A 19,112-nucleotide genomic window follows, 5' to 3' on the forward strand; every position below is an offset into this window, starting at 1 on the left:
CGATCAGTCCGCTGATCAGTGGGCGTTGCTGGTTTTTTATGGGTTTGCAGGTGTGGGGTTCTAGGGCTGTGCTGTTCTTTTGAGCTAGGCAACCTGGAACAGCAAGGAACGGAAAAATCGGCTCGTCAATGGGTTCATCAACAAATCAGCAGTTACCACATGCCGCGAATTGGTTGTGCGGGGCGATCGGGGGTGACGGTGGTTTGTTGAACAGTGGTTTGTTGGCCGCTGCGTTGTACGGTGCGTTGTTGCACGGTGGTGGTCGTGGTCACGCTGGCTTGACTGGTGCTGACGTAGGCGCTGTCAGCATTGGCCAGTTGAATGGAGCCATTGCGAATCACGAGGGCATCGTTTCCCAGGGCAACGGCTTGGGCAAAGAAACGACCATCGACCAAGGCCAAGGTGATTTGATCTCCCGGATCGAGGCCCAGTCGGGTGCGATCGAGCTGGGTAATGCCCACCAAGCGCGTGGAACCATCGGTCAGCAACAGTCGCACCCGATCGCCCACCAAATCTTGAATCTCGCCGGTCACAATTTCCACATTTTCAGCGGGCCCCACCATCCACACCACTTCCGGCATTTCTGCCCGGGCGGGCAAGGGGGCCAGGGTGGCGGTGGTGACCAAAAGGGCGATCGAACCCATCACTGCGCAAGTCCATTTGCAAGCCATAACCAACTTCTCCAACGGAAGACTGTGAGTGCCAACGGAAGGACTCGATCGGGCGATCGAATCCGCCAACTGATTACTTCGCGGCCGTTGGGGGAAAGTCAGGATCACCAATTCGGCCTCGATCGGGCCCAGAGGAGCGATCACCAGGGGTTAATCAACCAATAATGAGGATTTTCTACAGCGGTTTGCGTAACTATAAGGGACAACAAAGAGGATAAAAATCAAGGGGAACTCTATGCCAGCTTTATCGCAAGACATCAGAGAGCGGATCGTCACCACTTATGAAGGCGGAGGCACTTCTATCCGGAAACTAGCAGAACGTTTTCAAGTCAGCAAAAACGCAGTGCATCAGATTCTCAAAAGAAAGCGGGAAACGGGTTCCATTACTCCCCAAAAAGCGAGCGGCGGTAAACCAAGTCAACTGCAAGGGAAAGATGAAGAAGCCAGAGCCATGGTCAAAGACCATCCTGATTATACGCTGTCCGAATATTGTGAACTCTGGCGAGAAAGGACGGGTATGGATATCCATGAGAGCACGATGTGCCGATTCCTCCAGCAACTGCGACTCACCCGAAAAAAACAAAAAGGAGCAGTAAGGCAAGTACGGAAGAAGTACGACAGCAGAGAGTAGACTACTGATCGGTAATTTTGGCAGAGAAGATGGAAAATTTGGTGTTTTTAGATGAAATGGGAATATTACTGGGAATCATGCGAGACATGGCTAGAAGCGAGGCGGGGACAAGAGCCTATGATTTTGGTTGTGTCTATCGAGGGAAAAGACTGCACTACATCGGTGCAATGAGTATCAAAGGCGTACTGAGTCTAAAAGCCCTGCCCAAATCGCTGAATGGGGAATTATTTAAAGAGTTTATTGAGACAGAATTAGCACCAAAACTATGGGAAGGAGCAGTAGTAGTGATGGATAACCTGAGAGCGCATAAAGTAGAAGGGGTGACGGAATTAATTAAGGCAAAAGGAGGGAAGGTAACCTATTGTGAGAAGGTACAGACCAAAATGGGAAGAAGCAGTAGAGAAACTGCTGAAATTGGGGATGCTATTGAACACAGAGGAAATTCGTAGAAATTATTTTACCCACTGCTGTTATTGCCCCTTGTAGTCATGCAAGATGCTGTAATTGACAAAAGATCATCTCACAGGTTAAACCGATGCCCAAAATCTCTAGCCTTGACAAGGGTTGCATTGATCGAGTTAGGTTGAATTATACGCAACCTAGTCTACAGATTTCCTATATAATAGATCTCTCAAAAATTCGTTAAGCCTTCCAGATGCAATACTCTAAATACCACGCCCTAGGAAATGATTATCTAGTCATCGATCCTCAAGATTTAGCATTTGAACTAACTCCAGAAAAAATTGAGCGCATTTGCCATCGAAATTTTGGACTTGGCTCAGACGGAATTTTGTTTGGTCCGCTACAATCCAATGATGCAAGATTTGGGTTGCGGATTTTTAACCCGGATGGCAGCGAGGCAGAGAAGAGCGGAAACGGACTGAGAATATTTGCTCGCTATTTGTGGGATCATCAGCTTGTTGAAGAAGAGGAATTTAGTATTAGTACACTTGGTGGACGAGTCAGAGCACGGGTTATTGAGTCAGGTAAAAGTGTTCAAGTAGAAATGGGATCTGTAAGCTTCCAAAGTGAAGAAATTCCTGTAGAGGGTCACTCCAGAGAAGTTTTAGGAGAAAGTATCACTGTTGCTGATCAGACTTTTACCTTTTGTGCTGCTACGGTTGGTAACCCGCACTGTGTCATCTGCTTGCCCGAAGTAAAACCCTCAATGGCAAAGCAATATGGCTCTTTGCTAGAGGTTCATCCTTACTTTCCAAACCGTACCAATGTTCAGTTTATGAAGATTCTTGATCGCAAAAATATTCAAATCGAGATTTGGGAGAGAGGCGCAGGTTACACCTTAGCATCTGGTAGTAGTAGCAGTGCAGCAGCAGCAGTTGCTTACAGGCTGGGCTTGTGCGATTCAACTATTGTAGTCCAGATGCAAGGAGGACAAATTCTAATAGAGATTAGCAATGATTTTATGGTGACGATGACAGGTGCTGTTACTAAAGTGGCTGAAGGATTGATGTCGGGGGAGATATTCGAGTATTAATAGCCAATAGACCTCTTGCACGAATAGAATAGCGGTGTGGAAAGTCGCTGTCACCACCCTCGGGAGATGCTCTACGAAAGCCTCGCCTCGCTACCCCCATCACAGTTCCGCCGGGCCTGTGGCTTTAGTCGTTCCACCTTCCAAGCCATGCTGGAAGTTCTTCGTCCCGCGCTAGACCGGAGTGGGAAACGAGGGGGACAAAATAGTCTCAGCGTCGAGAATCAGCTCTTGCTGACCCTGCAATACTGGCGCGAGTATCGCACCCAATTCCATATCGGTCTCGACTTCGGGGTCTCAGAAGCCACCGTCTGTCGCATCATCAACCGCGTGGAAACTGTCTTGGTCAACAGTGGTCGGTTTGCATTGCCCGGCAAACGCCGTCTCTTAGACCCCGAAGCGGATGAGTCAGTAGTGGTGCTGGATGTGACCGAAGTCGCCATTGAACGCCCCCAAAAAAACAGCGTGCTTACTACAGCGGTAAGCAAAAGCGGCACAAGCTGAAAGGGTAATTGGTGATTGATTGGCGCTCTGGTCAATTCCTAGCCGTGACGGTGGGTCGAGGTCGCACCCATGACCTGCGACTCTGGCGCGAGAGTGCTTTTCGCTTAGCCCCAGACCGGCTGTGTCTAGCGGATAGTGGATACCAAGGACTTGCTCGTGACCATGAGGCTACGATTCTCCCGAAACGAAAACCGCCTCGAAAGTGCCTGCCCGAAGTGGAAAAAGCTTGCAATCGGGCGTTGGCGGCGGTGCGCATTCGGATTGAGCACGCCATTCGTCGTTTGAAGCGATTTCGGATCTTCTCAGGACGCTATCGCAATCGTCGTCGCTGTTTTGGCTTGAGGCTTCATCTGCTGGCCGGGTTGCTCAACTACCAGGCAACACATCCAATTTGATTCGTGCAAGAGGTCTATTGAACACAGAGGAAATTCGTAGAAATTATTTTACCCACTGCTGCTATTGTCCCTTGTAGTCATGCAAGCCGCTGTAATGAGGATTTTCTGAAGCGGGCGTGCGCTAAAACTCTGGGCCAGCGTCGATCGCAGCGGCCACCACATCCACAACGGCGGTGGTTTGGCGACCCGTGAGCCAATAGGTGCGCATGGGGCCGCGGCCCTTCACATCAATCTCGCCTCGGGATTCAAACTCATAGCGATCGCGTAGGGCCTGATACACCGTTTCGGTCACCTGAATTCGGCTGGCCAAGCCCTGGGACTCCATGCGACTGGCAATATTGACCGTATCGCCCCAAAGGTCATAGATAAACTTGCGAATGCCAATTACACCGGCAATTACGGGCCCGGTGTTCATGCCAATGCGAATTTCCAGCGATCGCCCCAAGGTTTGCTGAAACTCATCCTGAAAGCCGTGAATCACCCGCTGCATATCCAGCGCCATGTTGGCCATGGCTGCGGTGGGATCTTCCATGGGCAGGGGCAACCCAGCCGCCACCATGTAGGCATCTCCGAGGGTTTTGATTTTTTCCAGGTGATGGCGTTCTGCCAGGTGGTCAAACTGGGAAAAGATGCGGTTCAACCAGGTCACCAGATCGATCGGGGGCAGTTGGGACGAAAGGGGCGTGAAACCCACGATGTCCGCAAACAGAATGCTGACTTCTTCAAAATGTTGGGCGATCGGTTCCGATTCCGTAGATCCATCGGGCTGCACATTTTGCTTTAGGCGATCGGCCACGGTGCGGGGCAGGATGTTCAACAGCAATCGCTCTGATTTTTCCTGTTCCCGGCGCAGGGCTTCTTCGGCCTGTTTGCGTAAGGTGATATCTTCCACCACCCCCAACAACCCAATCACGCGGCGTTGATTGTCGTGAATCGGAATTTTGCTGATATCTAGCCAAATGGTTTCGCCCGTGGCTCCCGGTTTTTGCTTGGGGGCGATCGCGTGCCAAACGGGTCGATCGCTCTCAATCACCCGACGATCTTGCTCCCGAAAGGCCTCCGCTGCCTCTGGATCTCGCACCAGGTCAAAATCCGTTAGCCCAATCACCGCTTCAGGGTTTTCCAGCCCCGCCGCTTCTGCCCAGTTTTTGTTGCAACCCTGAAAGACCAGATCGGTATCTTTCCAAAACACATGTTGGGGAATGCTGTCGAGGATTAGCCGCAAATATCGTTCCTTTTCTTGCAGCTTGGCTTCCGAAAGGGTGAGGGCGGCGGTGCGTTGTTGTACCTTCAGCTCTAGATTTTGGTTGGCTTCCTCCCAGGCGGCGAAGGCCTGCCGCAACTGAAAGGCCATGCGGTTAAAGGACTCGGCCAGGCGATCGACCTCCAGAATTGGGCTGGCGGCGGCGGTCTGATTTAAATTACCCTCAGCGATCGCTTCGGCGGCCCGGCTGATGCGACTGACGGGATCCACAATCCAGCGTGTGGTGGCGATCGCCATTAAGACGGCCAAGCCTAAAGCGCCCAAACAGAGCAGAGCGGTGATGCGGGTATTTTCCTGGATTTGGGATGTGAAATCCCGCTCGGGGACAACCGTCACGGTCACCCAGTCAAGTCCATAGTCATTTTCCAGGGGCAACACATCGATGAAGACACGATCGCTCCCCTTCGGTCGCACAATGCCCTGATATCGCTTGCTGACCTGGCGATAGGTGCCAAAGCGCTCCCGCAAAAACTCACCCGCTGCCCGAATTCGAGGATCGCGGCTCTCCTCCGGTTTCAGCCGCTGGGGTTGGTTTTGGGCATCCCGCAAGAACAGGGGTTCCTCGGATGACGTGGCCACGAGGGCCCCGGTCAACCGCTCCACAATAAACATTTCTCCGGTTCGCCCTACCTTCAGACCCCGTAAAAAAGTGGAAAGCTGCTCCAAGGGAAGGTCGATCGCCAGCACACCCTTGAGTGTTTCCGTGGTCAGCGGTGTGCCACTGGCGGTCACCGTACTGGGGTTGCTGGTGTAAACGGGCAAGGCCGGAGTAATGCCCAAAACCGGCGGCTCCGTGAACACATAAATGGGCGACCAGGCCAAGCCCCCCCGAGCCACAGCAGCCCGATACCAAGGGCGTTTGCGGGGGTCGTAGGGCCGGGAGCTAACGAAGCGATCGCGCTGGCCCTGCTTATTCAGGGTGTAAATTCTCCAGTTGGGAGCCGTGGCCGTTGTTCGCACGGAGACTGTGGAAGGGTTGCCGCGCTCAACCTGCAAAAAATTGCCCTCCGCGTTGCCGTAGTAGAGGGTGGAGACCTCCGGTGTGATGTGTACCTGATGCCAAAAGTAGCGCTGAAGGGCGGCGAAGTCGTTGAGGTTGAGGTTGCCCGCCGCCACGGATGCAGCATCAATGCGCAAAAACAGCTCGGATGTGCCCAAATACCCCTGCACATGCTGTTCCACCTTGGCCGCAATTTCGCCACTGAGCCTGGCCGCGAGGTCATTCACGGCCCGCTGGCCATTTCGCAGTGAGAGCCATCCCGTGAGTCCAACGGCCCCGGCCACTTGCAGGACAAGCGGTACGACCAACCAGCGCAAGCGTAGTTGTCGGAACCGCTTCGGGATCGACTGGATGGGTTGCACGAGTTTCATAGGGTGTCTAACGGTGCGGGTGGGGCATGGTCAGGATCAGGAATGGAAAACCAGGCCTCGCTTGGGTTTCCATGTTGCAATTTGTTGCGGCTGAGAGAAACCGGCGCAGCAAATTGCAGCAGCCGACGAAAGTGCTCCGATGAAAAATGAAAAACGTGCCGAGACTTGAACGAGTCTGGGTTGCAGCCTTCGCGCAGGCATCAGAATCGTTGAGGACGGTGGTTTGATTCTGGCATTCTCGGGGGAACTTGTGGGGTGATACACCCAGGCGCAGCTTGTGACTTCCTGCGGCGCGACGGTTGATCATGATCGACCCGATCGACCCGCTGCGGCCCACCCAAAGATCGTTAAATCCAGTAAGGCAACCAGCGCACACCCTCAATTCCCCAAATCCGCAGTTGCCAGTCAAAGGGGGTGAGGGGCCAACCCAAATAAACGGGAAGCCAAAACAGAAAAGACAGCCCAATCAAAATCATGGCGGCGATCGAGAGGGGGCGATCGGAGCGGGATTGCCAGAGCCGATCGAGCAGCCAAGCCAAGACCAAGCTCGAAAACACAAACGCTCCCATGTAGTGGTAGAGAAAGGTGCAACGAGAGACCTTGGCCCAGGGCAGCCAGTTCGCCCCGTAGTTCACCAGGCAATAGGTCAACATCAAAACTTCAGGCGATCGCGCGGCGGCCCCGATCGCGCCCGATCGTTCCCACATCAGTCGCAATTGCCAGCGGTGGGATCCCAACCGCACCACGGGACTTTCCAAATAATCGGTGCTGACCAAGGGGTTCGCCAAAGCGGCCGGTTGCGCGATCGAACGCCACCAGCACCGCCCCAACCACCACAGGGCCACAACCAACGCCCCCGCCGTCAGCCACCAAAGCAGTGGATTTCCCAGGGCATGTACGTCATAAACCGTTGGCGTGCCGGCCGGGAGATCCTTGGGGATCGGGTTTTGATAATCGATCGGGGCGTTGGGGCCGCTGGTGCGGGCATAGAAATAGGCGATCGGGCGCAACAGCAGGGGCCAAGTGAACCAACGGGAACAGTAGGGATGGGCATCATCACCCCCAACCCGATGGTGGTAGCGCAACAAGTCTTGGTTAAACTCCCAAATACTTTTGCCGGGATTCATTTGGGCATGGGGAATCCACAGCAGCCAATAAATCACCAACGGCAGCAGCCCCAACATCAATCCCATTTGGATCGGACTGAAGCGCTGAAGGAGTGTTAAGGGATTTGCGGCCGATCGGCCCGTGCGGGAACTGGGGCTGTTTTCAATGCTCGCGGGTGGTTCGGCATTCTCGATCGGCTCGGTTGATTGCCGGGTCGTGAAACCAGGGCGATCGAGCCAATGCCAAACTCGCCACAGGGCCCAACTGCCCCAAGCCCCCACCAAAAAGGCCAAGCCATTCCACTTCACACTGGCTGTGCAACCAAACCCCAAGCCCGCCACCGCCAGCCAGGCCCACACCTGCCAGTGATAACGCGATCGCCCGGCCATGGCCCGCGCCGCCATCAGCCAGCCACAGTGACCCAACAGGCCAAAGATCACCAGGTAAACATTGTTTAACCCATAGCGGGATTCCACCAAAAACAGCCCATCCAGGGCGATCGCCCCCGCCGCCACCAGGGCCAACAGCCGCCGCCCGGAAATTAACCAAGCCAACCAGGCCACCACCAACGGCATCAAAGATCCCACCAGCGCATTCAGCCAGCGATAGCTGACCGTGGCTAGCAGGGAACCGGTTGCTTGGTTGGTGTTGTCGCGCCCCCACTGAAAATGCTCACTGATGGCAATCCCGATCGCAATCAGATACTTACTGAGGGGGGGATGGCCATCTTCAACAGGTTTGCCCACCAAGTAATCGCGGGCGAACTGGGCAAAGTAAACCTCATCAAACACCAAGGTGTTCAGGTGGCCCAAGTGCCAAAATCGAACGATCGCCCCCGCCAGCACGATCGCCCCCAGAATCCACCACCAATGGGATTCCCAGTCCCATCGCAACCTGGAAGATCTTGGAAAATCCCCCCGATCGGCTTGAGCTTCCTGGTGTGGTGAGTGGTCTAGGGGCGATCGCACATCAGCCATGACAAAACCCATGGAAAAAAGGCCATTTTAAGGGCCATTGCAGCGGCCGCAATTGCGAGGCCCCGCGAACGGACGCTTAAGGATTTGCGTTGGAACCCGTGCCTTGCCAGTCGCTGCCGATTTGAATCGTCACGTCGGATCCCAAAATGCCCGAGCTATCCACCCGCACATCACCCCGCCCGATCGCCGCCTTCACCTGTTCCGCCGTATCCGCATCCCCATTTTGGGCAATCACCCGCGTCGTGCTGATCGTTTCCTTCCAAGACCGCGCCACAAACGTTTGGCGATAGCCCATGGATTCTAATTGCTGCGCCACCGCCCTGGCGGCCTCCGGATTGCCGCTGGCATCCTGCACCGCCACACGCACCTGCGACATCGATCGACTGTCGCCAGAACCGACCCCATGTTCAAAATGCTTAGCCATCATGTCCCGAATCTGATTCGGGTAGGGCAACCAATAGCTCGTGCCGTAACGGGCAATATCTCCGTAATCCCCCGGAGTCACTAGCATTTGCACATTTTGGCGATCGACCTGGGTGGCAAAGCCCGCCAGCGCCACAATCTCCTCCATGCTGAGGTTGGTGTCCAAATTCTCCCGAATCACCGACAAAATATCCGGTAACTTCAGCAGCGTGGTGGGGTTCAGGGCCTGTTCCTTCAGGCTGCGCATGGCCATCTGCTGGCGCTGGACCCGGCCAATGTCTCCATACTCATCGTGGCGGAACCGCAAAAACGCCAGCGCCTGTTCCCCATTCAGGTGTTGCCGTCCCTGTTTCAGATTGATGTAAAGGTGTTGGCTGTCGTCTTGATACTTCATGTCACGGGGAACATAGACCGTTAAGCCCCCCAAAGCATCCAGCAGCTTTTCCACCCCTTGGACATTAATCCGCATGTAGCGGTCGATCGGCACACCCCCCAGCAGCTCGCTCACCGCCTTGGCGCTCAGGGCCGGCCCCCCACGACTGTTAGCAGCATTAATTTTGGTCATCCCCAGGCCATCCACCCAAGCCCGCGTATCCCGAGGAATCGACAGCACCGATAGTTTTTTCTGGCTGGGGTCAAACCGCACCAAAAACATCGTGTCCGACAGACCCTCAAAGGAGTTCACCAGCGCATGGTAGCCATACTTGCGACTCAGGCTATCATCCACGTCGGAGGTAATGACCTTAATCCCCAGCACCAAAATATTGACCGGCCGGGTGAGCTGCGGCAGTTGCAGACCCAGGCTGGAAATGGGTTGATTGTTCCCAAAAACCGCCTTTTCCTCTTTGCTCAATTCCCGCTGACTGAGGCTGGGGGAACTGAGGGAAACGGCCAGCAACGCCCCCGTGGTTGCGGAGATGGTGGCCACGCCCAAGAGGCTAAACAACAACCAGAACCAGCGGAAGCGATTGGCCCGAGGCTTGGGTTGCGGCGCTGGGGAGCGAGACATATCGGTAGCGTTGGTTTGGGGATGTCGATCGGTCAAGGGTGAGGAGGCGCGGTTGGAATGGCGAGTGGACACGGAATTCCTCAAAAGGGGGTCAAGGGCGGAGAGTTGATGAGAGAGTAGCGCACTGAATGGGCGATCGGGCAGGGGCACTCAGGTGGCTCTGGCAGGGCGATCTCCACTTGATGAGGCTCTGAGAACCGCTGGGAGTGCGGTGTGGGGTGGCTGCCCAGACACCAATCTGACCGTTCTGACCATGGAAAGCAGAGCACAGCGACCCGGCCGCATCGGCGGGGAAAACCACTAGGTGCAACTGCCGTAGCGCAATCATCGGGGATGGGTGCGCAAAACTGCCGTCATTTTAGCGGCGTTTTGGTGCGATCGCGGTGGATCATCCGGAGAAGACTAAGCAAAAATTCGCCGGAACTTTTTAGCAGGATTTAACTAGCTTTGACTGAGAGTTCAGCCGAAAATGCGATTCCCCAAGCGGTTCCCGATCATCATTCCCAAATCCCATTCCTAGATCTCAGCTCTTTTCAGGGCTGCTCAGGATGGGTTGGGAATCAGTCCAGGATCGGCCCCAGATTTGTTTGGGGTAAGGTTGGCCAGCTCGTGATTGCAGATCGTTGGCAGCCGCCAAGCTCGGAACCTAACTGCTAGCGGGTCTTGTTTGAGTCTTGATTTAGTAGCGACTTGGTGGCAATTCGATGGCGAGTTGGTGGCGATTCGATGTTAAGGCGCTGTTGAGGCGATGCTGAGATGCGATATTGGAATGCGATATTGAGATGCAATATTGAATTGAACCGGCGTTAACACTATTGAAGCTGGCGTTGAAACCGTGCAAGATACCAGGCTCAACAACCTCCTAGGCGCGATCGCCCGGGGATTAGGAGGATGGCTCCAAAATCCTTGGCGGCGCACTTCTGTACAGTGTTTGGCGGTGTTGGTGGGGTTCTTTGGGGCTTCCGCCTTGATCACCACAGCGGGCCAGGAAGCCGCCTGGGACTTGTCCATGGCGGGCATTTTGGCGGTGTTCTGCGAGGTGGTGAGCATTGTGGTCTATCGCCGCTGGAATGCTCGGGCTACAGATTTCAACGGGCGATCGCCCCTGTGGCTGTCGGTTTTGAATTTACTGAAATTAGGAATGGTTTACGGCCTGTTCTTAGAGGCTTTCAAATTGGGAAGCTAACCCCAAACAGGAAAAAAGCCCCGCCCTGCTGGGGCGGATGGTCTGAAGTTGGGGAGTGCCTGTGAGGTGATGATTGACAGCGAGTGAGCGCTGACATTGCAAGGCTTTCACGAGCTGATCGTGCCTAAATTAGGGCACTACCCAAACGCCCTCATGATTCCTAGTCGCGCTCTAACTCACCTTGAGCGACTTGCTAGCCAATCCAGACCAAATTCTCAGCCGCGTCTCGAAAATCGTCGGACGCAGACACACCATTACAGGTGGTAATTTCCGGGGACTCCTCACCATCGCGGGGGCGATCGGGTGGGGGCGGCGGTGGTGGAAAGGAAGGCGGCGGCGGCGGTGGTGGAGTTAAGCCCGCCGTGGTTTTTGCGCTGGTGGGGCCGTAATGCTTGCGGTGGCGCAAACTAGCATCATCGGTGCGGAAACTGCCCGCCGGATCAGACACAGCAATCGGCATTCTGGCGGATGGGGGAGCCGGGGGCCGCTTGTTAGGTTCCACCGAGGTCGAGGCCGATCGCACAAACCCTTTGCGGTGGGGACTGGCGGGCGCGGCGGCCCGGGCGGCACTGGTGCGCTGGGTTGCCACAGCCATGGACTGACGGAGCGATCGACGTTCCGGCTCGATCACTTTGTCCATGAAATATTCGATGGTTTGCTCGCGAACCCAACCCCGTTTCGACAAAATTTCCCCAAACCGCAACCCCGTCACACTCTGATCATTCAGAGCAACCGTGACTTGAGCGGGCGCGAGCAAACCCGCCTCCACAAGGTATTGACCCAGGGGCTTAAGGCCGATCGACCGGGGCCGCGCTGCTGGCTGTCCTGAGACCGATCGATCTGTGCTGGGAGACGGTTGATTCTCCATAGCCAACCTCTACTACGACAAGGGATACAAGCGGGAGCGCGATCATGGCAGGGCAGAATCCAGATGCGTCCCTCCGCAAAAGCCGAATTCGGGAACCACCAGAGAAGGAAAGGAACTGGATTGCAACGGAACAACGGAACTGACCATCCACGTTATTACAGAGTTAACGGAGGGTTCAGTGGGGTTTAGCCCCCTAGGGGGTTGCCATCGTTGAATCTGGTCATGTTCAGAATATTATGGCACTGGATTTGTCATCCGAGTAATTACGGAGAATTTTCGAGATTTCAGGCTCCGCCTCAAGCGTAACATGCCCCAATAGTGCCCCCCGGTCATGCGATCGCCCCATGAATTGTCGTTAACTTTGATTAATCTGCCTCGATCGAGCAAGCAAGCTCAGCCAGTTCCATCACGTCATAGCGCTCAAATGGCTGATGAATCCAGGGATTATGGGGTAAATAACAGTCGTAATAATCCGGGGCGATTGATGAACAGCCCTTGTACCAAATCACGGCCGTGCGCAGGTCGCTGAGATCGTAGCGATCGCGCAGCCACTGAATCGAAGCCTTCAGGGTTGCTCCCGAGTCGGCCAAATCATCCACCACCAACACCCTCGGCCCCAGGCGATCGCCCGTCATGGCCAAGCTTTGGGCAAATTTGAGCTGCCCCCGTTCCCGCCCCAACTCTCCGGCATAGGAACTGGCAAACAGAATGGCTAAGGGTTTGTGAAACAGGCGCGAGAAAATATCACCCACTCGCAGGCCCCCACGGGCTAAACAGACAATTTGGTCAAATGCCCAGCCCGATTGATGCACTGAACAGGCTAACCGTTCGATCACCCGGTGATAGTCCTCCCATGAGATGTATAAATCACTACTTAGATCGTTATTTTCTATCCGTAATTGCCGCTTGGGTGTTTCAGTCTCGATCGGGGTTCCAGGGGCGATCGGGGATGGGGCTTGGGAATTGCAGGGCGAATCAGAGGGCATGGCAACCATATCCAGGAGGAGTATCGATCAAATCATCAAACAAACATTGAATAGATCAAACTGAATAGATCAAATAGATTGAAGAGCACGATCCGTAACGCGATCGTCAGCGAGGGCCAGGCAATCGGGAAACCGGGAATCCAAACCCACAACAAAGAGCGGCCATCAACTCATCTCCAGCCCGATCGCGTAGATCTGGGTATGGAGAATGGGTCGATCGCCGCTGTAATTTCAGACTTGGGCAGTGATTGCGAGCCGGGCCGTTGAAACCTGTTGATTGTTTTTGATCGGATAGACCCATCGAAAGCGGTCTATTTAGATCCAACTAGAGCCAACTCCGATAGATCCAACAGGCTCTTTCAACAGCCCCTAGCCAACTCTCAAGCCCTACAGCTTGGCCCCGCAATGGGAACAGAACTGGTGGCTCGGGTGATTATCCGTCTGACAGTTGGTGCAAGTTTGGTGGCTCACGGGGGTTTCCCGCTTCACTTCCGGCAAACCCAACATTTGGGCATTGCTCTTACCAGGAGCCACCATCGGGTAACAGTTTTCATCGCGCCGCACCCGCACATCCAACAGCACCGGGCCATCATAAGCCAGCATTTCTGCGACGGCCGGCGCAAGCTGGCTGCGCTCCGTCACCAAAATGCCCTTGATGCCAAAGGCTTCGGCCAACTTGCCAAAGTCGGGCATCCCCACTTCCATGTTGGAAGACGAGTAGCGCTCACCATAGAAGGCTTCCTGCCATTGGCGCACCATCCCTTGCCAGCCGTTGTTCACAATCACGGTCTTGGCGTTGATTCCAAACTGGGCCAGGGTTCCCAGCTCCTGGATGTTCATTTGCACACTGGCATCGCCGGCCACACAAATCACCTGGTGATCTGGCAAGGCCACCTTCGCGCCCATGGCCGCCGGAATCCCGAAGCCCATGGTTCCCAGGCCAGCGCTGGAAATCCAACGACGGGGGCCGTTCTTCAAGAACTGCGCTGCCCACATTTGGTGCTGCCCCACATCGGTGGTGTAGTAAGCATCGGGGGCTTGGCGACCCAGTTCGACGATCACTTCTTGGGGGGCGATTTCGTTGTCGTAGCTGGGGACTACCAAGGGATAGTCGGTTTTCCATTGGTTGATGCGGGTGTGCCAAGCGGCCGTTTGGGCCGGATCGCTGACGATTTCCAGCTCCCGCACCCGATCGAGCAGTTCAATCAGCACCTGCTTCACATCACCGACGATCGGCACATCAGGCACGCGGGTTTTGCCCACCTCAGCCGGGTCGATGTCGATGTGGATCACCTTGGCGCGGCTGGCGAACTCATCGAGCTTGCCGGTGACGCGATCGTCAAACCGCGCCCCCACCGCAATCAACAAATCGCACTCGGTCACGGCGAAGTTGGCGTAGGCCGTGCCATGCATCCCCAACATGCCCAAGGCCAGAGGGTGATGCTCATCAAAGGCCCCCTTACCCATCAGAGTCGTGGTGGTGGGCAGGCGGAAATGGTCGGCCAAACGGGCAATTTCCGCATGGGCCCCGGCTGCGATCGCGCCACCACCCACATAGAGCAAAGGACGCTGACTATGGCGAATCAGTTCGATCGCCTGGGTGATTTGGCGCGGGTTGCCCTTCACGGTCGGCTTGTAGCCCGCCGGCCGGATCGATCCTGGCTCCACCGGCACATAGTCAAATTCTTCCAGGCCCACATCCTTGGGCACGTCAATCAGCACCGGGCCCGGACGACCGGAAGAGGCGATATAGAACGCTTCCGCCACGATCGCCGCCATATCGGCCGGATCGCGCACCACGTAGGAATGCTTAACGATCGGCAGCGTAATGCCCCAAATATCCGTTTCTTGGAACGCATCAGTCCCGATCGCCGTGCGCGGTACTTGGCCTGTAATCACCACCAAGGGAATCGAGTCCATGTGGGCCGTGGCAATCCCCGTCACCAGGTTGGTGGCTCCGGGGCCAGAAGTTCCGAAGCAAACCCCTACCTGACCGGTGGCGCGGGCGTAACCATCCGCCGCGTGGGCCGCGCCCTGTTCATGGCGCACCAAAATATGTTTCAGTTGGCCCGATACTTCAAAGCCGTAGAGTTCGTCATAGATCGGCAGGATCGCGCCGCCGGGATAGCCGAAAATGTGCTTCACACCATGACGGCACAGGCTATCGAGCAGAGCATAAGCGCCCGTGCGCCGCGTCACAGGCACGATCGAAGAGTCAATTTGGGAAGCGTTTCGCGATCGCACGAGCAGGAACCTCTAAAGGCGAAGAGTAAACGGTGGGCAAACGATCACATCGAAGGAAAGCTCTACCACAACATGACTTCGATCGGTGCGATCGTAACCTAGTTTACCGATTGATCGGGATTGGAAGCTAGGTCTCTGTCAAGGTTTTCTGGCCCCGATCGCGAGTTTGGGCATGGGGGCAATTCGGTTGTGATTGGGACGCTGTGGTGATCCCCCGTTCAGGATCAAAGAGTGATCTACATCACAAATTTTCGATCCGCTTAAGGTTTCTGATCCGCTTCGGGTTGGTGATCCAGTTTGTTTGTTGGCGTTGCTTCACCGCGAGGGTTTGGCTTGGCCGTTCAAAAATTGCTGATATTGGCGCAAAATCATGCGCTGAACCGCAATAATTGCCGGATTGATTTCCACATACCGCCGTTGCGGATCGCGATCGATCGCCCGTTGCTCGCTTTCCATCATTTCAATGTCTTGATTCAGAAAGCGCATAAAGATTTTTTGCTCAATGAGCTTGGCAGCCCAGGGCCGCAACGCCTGCACCAGCCAACCGGGCAGCCCTAACCGCAAAAAGAAAATCGCAAACGATCGGCTCTCCCGCAGCCCCACCGGCAGGCGCATTAGATAAAGGCTCGAAACCCCTTCTAGGCGACTGAAAAAGTGCGGATAGCGATATTGCACCGTCACAGTTTTGGTGGTGACTTGATCGGCCGACTCCGTAAAGCCCAAAAACTTGGCCATTTGCCCCTTATAGGACACTTGGTAATCGGCCACGATCGCGTTGCCTTCGTCCTTGAGCTTCAGCAACACCGGATCAAACCAACCCTGCAATTCTTCGTGCAAAAACCCGTGGAACACATCCATCGAGTTTTCATTACAGACCGAAAAATGGGCCCGAAACTGTCCCGTCACCGGCACGGCCAGCCATTGGGGATCGTCAAATTCAGGAATTTCCGGCAGCGGCATTTGATCCGCTAGGCTCTGGTCGCCGGGAAACACCCAAATGATCCCGTAGCGATCGACCGCTCGATAGCTCTGGGCTTGGGCACAGGGCAGCTTTTGGCTCGGTGGCAAGTAGGGAATCTTGCGACATTGGCCCGCTCCGTCAAACTCCCAGCCATGGTAACGACAGGCGAGATGGTCGCCCATCACCTTGCCCCGGCTCAGTTCCACGCCGCGATGGGGGCAGGCATCTTCGAGGGCCTGGACGGCTCCCGATCGATCCCGATAGAGGGCTATTTTTTGCTGCCACACTTCCACGCCCAACACTTGCCCCGCTGCCAACTGGCTAGACCAAGCCACCGCGTACCAGAAATTGGGATTAATTCCCGCCTGGCGCACGCTGTTTTGCACCTCGTGCTGCTCTAGGGCGATCGCCCTGATGGGGGCTGCTCCGTCGCTGGAATCACCCAAGGCCGAATTGGCAGACTGCTCAGGAGTCTGATTGGCAGATGTCACCATGACAACTTTGGCAACTGATTGGCAACTAAACGACTCTGCCAGCTTAGTACAGCGTCGTTCTTGTGGTTTAGGTCGCTCGATCGCAAAACGCGATCACAAAAACGGAGAGAGAGGGATTCGAACCCTCGTTAGAGTTACCCCTAAACAGCATTTCCAGTGCTGCGCCTTCAACCGCTCGGCCATCTCTCCAGATGACAGGACGTTATCTTATCAGGCTGATGCCGGTTATGGGAAGAGAACGATAAAATCTAGCTTCAGCGCGGCGGCAATCCCTGCGACCCGATCGCGCTGTGCTGGTTGGCCCCTAGATGCCCAAATCCCCCATGACCTACAGTGCTGAAGATCGATCGACCGCCACCCAAACCTATCGGGTGCGGATTCATAACCGCCAGCGGGGCACGGTTCATGAAGTGCAAGTGCCCGGCGATCGCTACATTTTGCAATCCTCGGAAAATCAAGGGGCAACACTACCTTTTTCCTGTCGCAACGGGGCTTGCACGGCCTGTGCGGTGCGCGTGCTGGAAGGCAAACTGAGCCAGCCGGAGGCCATGGGCCTGTCGCCTGCTTTGCGCGATCGGGGCTATGCCTTGCTTTGTGTCAGCTATGCCGAATCGGATCTGGTGGTGGAAACCCAGGACGAAGACGAAGTATATGAACTGCAATTTGGCCGCTATTTTGGCAAGGGCAAAGTCCGCCGCGGCCTGCCCCTGGATGAAGATTAAGCCCCTGGATCGGGGTCAACCGTTGCTCCAAGGGCGATCGAGCACCCCATCAGCCAGCCCATTCGCGACCCCATCAGCAATCCCACACATCGGGACAGCCACCAGCCCCAAACAGCTCGCCAACATACCCACTCAACCCCGCACCGGGCCACTCCCCCCAGTCATTCGCAACCACCCCTGGCGCAGGGCGATCGCCCTTAGCCTGATCCTGGGGTTGCTCACCGGTTGTGGCAATTCGTCCCTCACCGGGGTGCAGGTGGTGGTGAACCGCGTGCCCAGCGGCAACACCCTGGAGGTGCGCGGCACGGGAGCCGATGCCAAGCGGCTGGAAACCGTCCGCCTTCTGGGCATTGATGCTCCGGACTTGCGCCAACAGCCCTGGGGGATTAAGGCTCAACAAACCCTGATGGAGTTGGTGGCGGGGCAAACGGTTTGGTTGGAATTTGAGTCCGGGGAAGCACGCGATCGCCTCGGGCGACTCTTGGCCTATGTTTGGCGGGATGGGCAGCTTGTGAATGAGCAACTGACCAAGGCGGGCTGTGCGGTTCCGGCCAGTCGATCGGGGCTGCTGAAGTACGATCGCCGCATTTTCTACGCCCAGGAATATGCGCGGATTTTGGAGTTGGGTGTTTGGGATCCCCGATCGCCCATGCGGTTGCGGCCCAGCGAATTCCGTCGCCAAAACCCCTCCTAACTGGCGGAAACAGACTGCGAGGTTAATCAACAGCTTTTGCAGGATGCATAACCTTAAACAACGTCGGATTGAAGCATGAGATTAAAGCATGAGTCAGTTACCGGATCAGGCAACGTTGCAACGACTGCTGGAAATTGCCACGGAAGCGGCCCTGGCCGGAGCGGCAGTGGTGCGATCGTTTTTGGGCAAAATTGAGGCCGAGGAAAAGGGGCGATCGGGCGACCTGGTGACTGCGGCCGATCGCGCCTCGGAAACCGCCACCATTGAGGTACTGAGTCGCCACTGTCCGCAAATTCCCATTTTGGCGGAAGAGTCCGGGGCGATCGGGGGAACCCAAAACAGTGACTATCTTTGGGCGATTGATCCCCTGGATGGAACCACCAATTTTGCTCACCAATACCCGTTTTTTGCCGTTTCGATCGGGCTGCTCTTTCAGGGTCAACCGATCGTTGGGGTCGTGGCCGATCCTGAGCGCGGGGAACTGTTTCGAGCGGCCAAAGGACTCGGGGCCACGCGCGATCGGATCCCAATGCGGGTATCACGCACCGATCAACTAAGCCGCAGCCTATTGGTGACCGGTTTTGCCTACGATCGCCGCGACACCAACGACACCAACTATCCTGAATTCTGCTACCTCACCCACTTAACCCAAGGGGTACGACGCGGCGGATCCGCCTCGATCGACCTAGCCTATGTGGCCTGTGGGCGGTTGGATGGCTATTGGGAACGGGGCCTCTCCCTTTGGGACATTGCCGCCGGCATCGTATTAGTGCAAGAGGCTGGCGGCCAAGTCAGCGCCTACGATGGCAGCCCCGTCAATCCCAGCAGCGGCCGACTCGTGGCCACCAACGGCCACCTACACGATCAACTCTGTGCGGCCCTGGCAACGGTTCCCCAGCTTGACCTGTGGCACCAGCCCCCCGCCACCTGGCCGAAAGTTGGTCAGTAGCGCCCATTGGGGGTTAATCAACCGCCAGATTCCTCAGTCCCCACCCGTAACCAAGATCACCATAGTCACTGATCACCATGGTCAACCCAGGAACCCGATACACTACTAGATAGCGATACTAGATAGCGATTAACCAAATAGCAATTCAACGGCGATCTTTCCGA

At 55.7% G+C, this 19,112-nt stretch carries 18 protein-coding genes and 1 tRNA gene; 10 read left to right on the plus strand and 9 right to left on the minus strand.

Translation table 11 applies throughout. The features are described 5' to 3' along the window. Positions 1–152 precede the first annotated feature (152 nt). Positions 153–815 (minus strand): hypothetical protein, encoded by a 663-nt coding sequence (locus ACZA91_RS05810; protein WP_190354359.1) that lies wholly within the window; start codon positions 813–815, stop codon positions 153–155. Between the two features lie 91 nt (positions 816–906). On the opposite strand from ACZA91_RS05810, the gene ACZA91_RS05815 reads away from it, so the two are divergent. The 5 genes from ACZA91_RS05815 (at position 907) to ACZA91_RS05835 (ending at position 3,693) form a co-directional block, all read left to right on the plus strand. Beyond that, positions 907–1,302 (plus strand): helix-turn-helix domain-containing protein, encoded by a 396-nt coding sequence (locus tag ACZA91_RS05815; protein ID WP_463185216.1) that lies wholly within the window; start codon positions 907–909, stop codon positions 1,300–1,302. Positions 1,303–1,331: 29 nt separating this feature from the next. Then, positions 1,332–1,751, plus strand: a complete 420-nt coding sequence (locus ACZA91_RS05820) for a transposase (RefSeq protein ID WP_463185217.1) — start codon at positions 1,332–1,334, stop codon at positions 1,749–1,751. Positions 1,752–1,957: 206 nt separating this feature from the next. After that, on the plus strand, positions 1,958–2,797 hold the full coding sequence (dapF, locus tag ACZA91_RS05825; RefSeq protein WP_463185219.1) for a diaminopimelate epimerase: 840 nt from the start codon (positions 1,958–1,960) through the stop codon (positions 2,795–2,797). Positions 2,798–3,025: 228 nt separating this feature from the next. Continuing rightward, a complete protein-coding gene (locus ACZA91_RS05830) occupies positions 3,026–3,298 on the plus strand; it encodes a helix-turn-helix domain-containing protein (RefSeq protein WP_463185220.1) in 273 nt (90 codons plus the stop codon). 11 nt (positions 3,299–3,309) lie between these two features. Beyond that, entirely contained in the window at positions 3,310–3,693 is a 384-nt protein-coding gene (locus tag ACZA91_RS05835; RefSeq protein WP_463185222.1) for a transposase family protein, read from the plus strand. Between the two features lie 121 nt (positions 3,694–3,814). Here the strand turns inward: ACZA91_RS05835 and ACZA91_RS05840 are convergent, their stop codons facing one another. The 3 genes from ACZA91_RS05840 to ACZA91_RS05850 form a co-directional block, all read right to left on the minus strand. Further along, positions 3,815–6,328, minus strand: coding sequence for an adenylate/guanylate cyclase domain-containing protein (locus ACZA91_RS05840; RefSeq protein WP_190354357.1), 2,514 nt, complete (start codon positions 6,326–6,328; stop codon positions 3,815–3,817). A gap of 347 nt (positions 6,329–6,675) precedes the next feature. Continuing rightward, positions 6,676–8,424, minus strand: coding sequence for a phospholipid carrier-dependent glycosyltransferase (locus ACZA91_RS05845; RefSeq protein WP_463185223.1), 1,749 nt, complete (start codon positions 8,422–8,424; stop codon positions 6,676–6,678). A gap of 64 nt (positions 8,425–8,488) precedes the next feature. Next, on the minus strand, positions 8,489–9,916 hold the full coding sequence (locus tag ACZA91_RS05850; protein WP_463185226.1) for an LCP family protein: 1,428 nt from the start codon (positions 9,914–9,916) through the stop codon (positions 8,489–8,491). A gap of 763 nt (positions 9,917–10,679) precedes the next feature. On the opposite strand from ACZA91_RS05850, the gene ACZA91_RS05855 reads away from it, so the two are divergent. Then, positions 10,680–11,030 carry a DUF565 domain-containing protein gene (locus ACZA91_RS05855; RefSeq protein ID WP_099534799.1) on the plus strand — a complete coding sequence of 117 codons (351 nt, stop codon included), beginning with the start codon at positions 10,680–10,682 and terminating at the stop codon, positions 11,028–11,030. A 193-nt stretch (positions 11,031–11,223) separates the two neighbouring features. On the opposite strand, the gene ACZA91_RS05860 is transcribed toward ACZA91_RS05855, so the two are convergent. Together ACZA91_RS05860 and ACZA91_RS05865 are read right to left on the minus strand one after the other, a co-directional pair. Beyond that, positions 11,224–11,898: a hypothetical protein gene (locus ACZA91_RS05860; RefSeq protein ID WP_190530916.1), complete on the minus strand. Its 675-nt coding sequence runs from the start codon at positions 11,896–11,898 to the stop codon at positions 11,224–11,226. Between the two features lie 365 nt (positions 11,899–12,263). Beyond that, a complete protein-coding gene (locus ACZA91_RS05865) occupies positions 12,264–12,884 on the minus strand; it encodes a phosphoribosyltransferase (RefSeq protein ID WP_463185228.1) in 621 nt (206 codons plus the stop codon). A 78-nt stretch (positions 12,885–12,962) separates the two neighbouring features. On the opposite strand from ACZA91_RS05865, the gene ACZA91_RS05870 reads away from it, so the two are divergent. Next, positions 12,963–13,151, plus strand: coding sequence for a hypothetical protein (locus ACZA91_RS05870; protein WP_190528717.1), 189 nt, complete (start codon positions 12,963–12,965; stop codon positions 13,149–13,151). Positions 13,152–13,271: 120 nt separating this feature from the next. Here the strand turns inward: ACZA91_RS05870 and ilvB are convergent, their stop codons facing one another. The 3 genes from ilvB to ACZA91_RS05885 form a co-directional block, all read right to left on the minus strand. Next, positions 13,272–15,128 (minus strand): biosynthetic-type acetolactate synthase large subunit, encoded by a 1,857-nt coding sequence (gene ilvB / locus ACZA91_RS05875; RefSeq protein ID WP_190354341.1) that lies wholly within the window; start codon positions 15,126–15,128, stop codon positions 13,272–13,274. 315 nt (positions 15,129–15,443) lie between these two features. Continuing rightward, on the minus strand, positions 15,444–16,583 hold the full coding sequence (locus tag ACZA91_RS05880) for an aromatic ring-hydroxylating dioxygenase subunit alpha (RefSeq protein WP_190354339.1): 1,140 nt from the start codon (positions 16,581–16,583) through the stop codon (positions 15,444–15,446). A gap of 102 nt (positions 16,584–16,685) precedes the next feature. Beyond that, a tRNA-Ser gene (locus ACZA91_RS05885) sits at positions 16,686–16,772 on the minus strand. A gap of 134 nt (positions 16,773–16,906) precedes the next feature. Here ACZA91_RS05885 and ACZA91_RS05890 point away from each other — a divergent pair. From ACZA91_RS05890 to ACZA91_RS05900, 3 genes are all read left to right on the plus strand, one after another. Continuing rightward, positions 16,907–17,305: a 2Fe-2S iron-sulfur cluster-binding protein gene (locus ACZA91_RS05890; RefSeq protein ID WP_099535405.1), complete on the plus strand. Its 399-nt coding sequence runs from the start codon at positions 16,907–16,909 to the stop codon at positions 17,303–17,305. Next, the gene (locus ACZA91_RS05895; protein ID WP_463185234.1) at positions 17,295–17,999 is read left to right on the plus strand and encodes a thermonuclease family protein; all 705 of its coding nucleotides are present in this window, start codon (positions 17,295–17,297) and stop codon (positions 17,997–17,999) included. The genes ACZA91_RS05890 and ACZA91_RS05895 overlap by 11 nt, the downstream gene beginning before the upstream one ends. Positions 18,000–18,087: 88 nt before the next feature. Further along, on the plus strand, positions 18,088–18,948 hold the full coding sequence (locus ACZA91_RS05900) for an inositol monophosphatase family protein (protein WP_463185235.1): 861 nt from the start codon (positions 18,088–18,090) through the stop codon (positions 18,946–18,948). Positions 18,949–19,112: the final 164 nt, after the last annotated feature.

This window comes from Limnothrix sp. CMB-01, from assembly GCF_055193175.1.

Excerpts from the sequence above, each read along its gene's own strand:
- ACZA91_RS05865 (WP_463185228.1), bottom strand. The coding sequence starts at position 12,884 with ATGCCCTCTGATTCGCCCTGCAATTCCCAAGCCCCATCCCCGATCGCC.
- ACZA91_RS05860 (WP_190530916.1), bottom strand. The coding sequence starts at position 11,898 with ATGGAGAATCAACCGTCTCCCAGCACAGATCGATCGGTCTCAGGACAG.
- ACZA91_RS05895 (WP_463185234.1), top strand. The coding sequence starts at position 17,295 with ATGAAGATTAAGCCCCTGGATCGGGGTCAACCGTTGCTCCAAGGGCGA.
- ACZA91_RS05820 (WP_463185217.1), top strand. The coding sequence starts at position 1,332 with ATGGAAAATTTGGTGTTTTTAGATGAAATGGGAATATTACTGGGAATC.
- ACZA91_RS05840 (WP_190354357.1), bottom strand. The coding sequence starts at position 6,328 with ATGAAACTCGTGCAACCCATCCAGTCGATCCCGAAGCGGTTCCGACAA.
- ACZA91_RS05890 (WP_099535405.1), top strand. The coding sequence starts at position 16,907 with ATGACCTACAGTGCTGAAGATCGATCGACCGCCACCCAAACCTATCGG.
- ACZA91_RS05815 (WP_463185216.1), top strand. The coding sequence starts at position 907 with ATGCCAGCTTTATCGCAAGACATCAGAGAGCGGATCGTCACCACTTAT.
- dapF (WP_463185219.1), top strand. The coding sequence starts at position 1,958 with ATGCAATACTCTAAATACCACGCCCTAGGAAATGATTATCTAGTCATC.
- ACZA91_RS05880 (WP_190354339.1), bottom strand. The coding sequence starts at position 16,583 with ATGGTGACATCTGCCAATCAGACTCCTGAGCAGTCTGCCAATTCGGCC.
- ACZA91_RS05900 (WP_463185235.1), top strand. The coding sequence starts at position 18,088 with ATGAGTCAGTTACCGGATCAGGCAACGTTGCAACGACTGCTGGAAATT.
- ACZA91_RS05845 (WP_463185223.1), bottom strand. The coding sequence starts at position 8,424 with ATGGGTTTTGTCATGGCTGATGTGCGATCGCCCCTAGACCACTCACCA.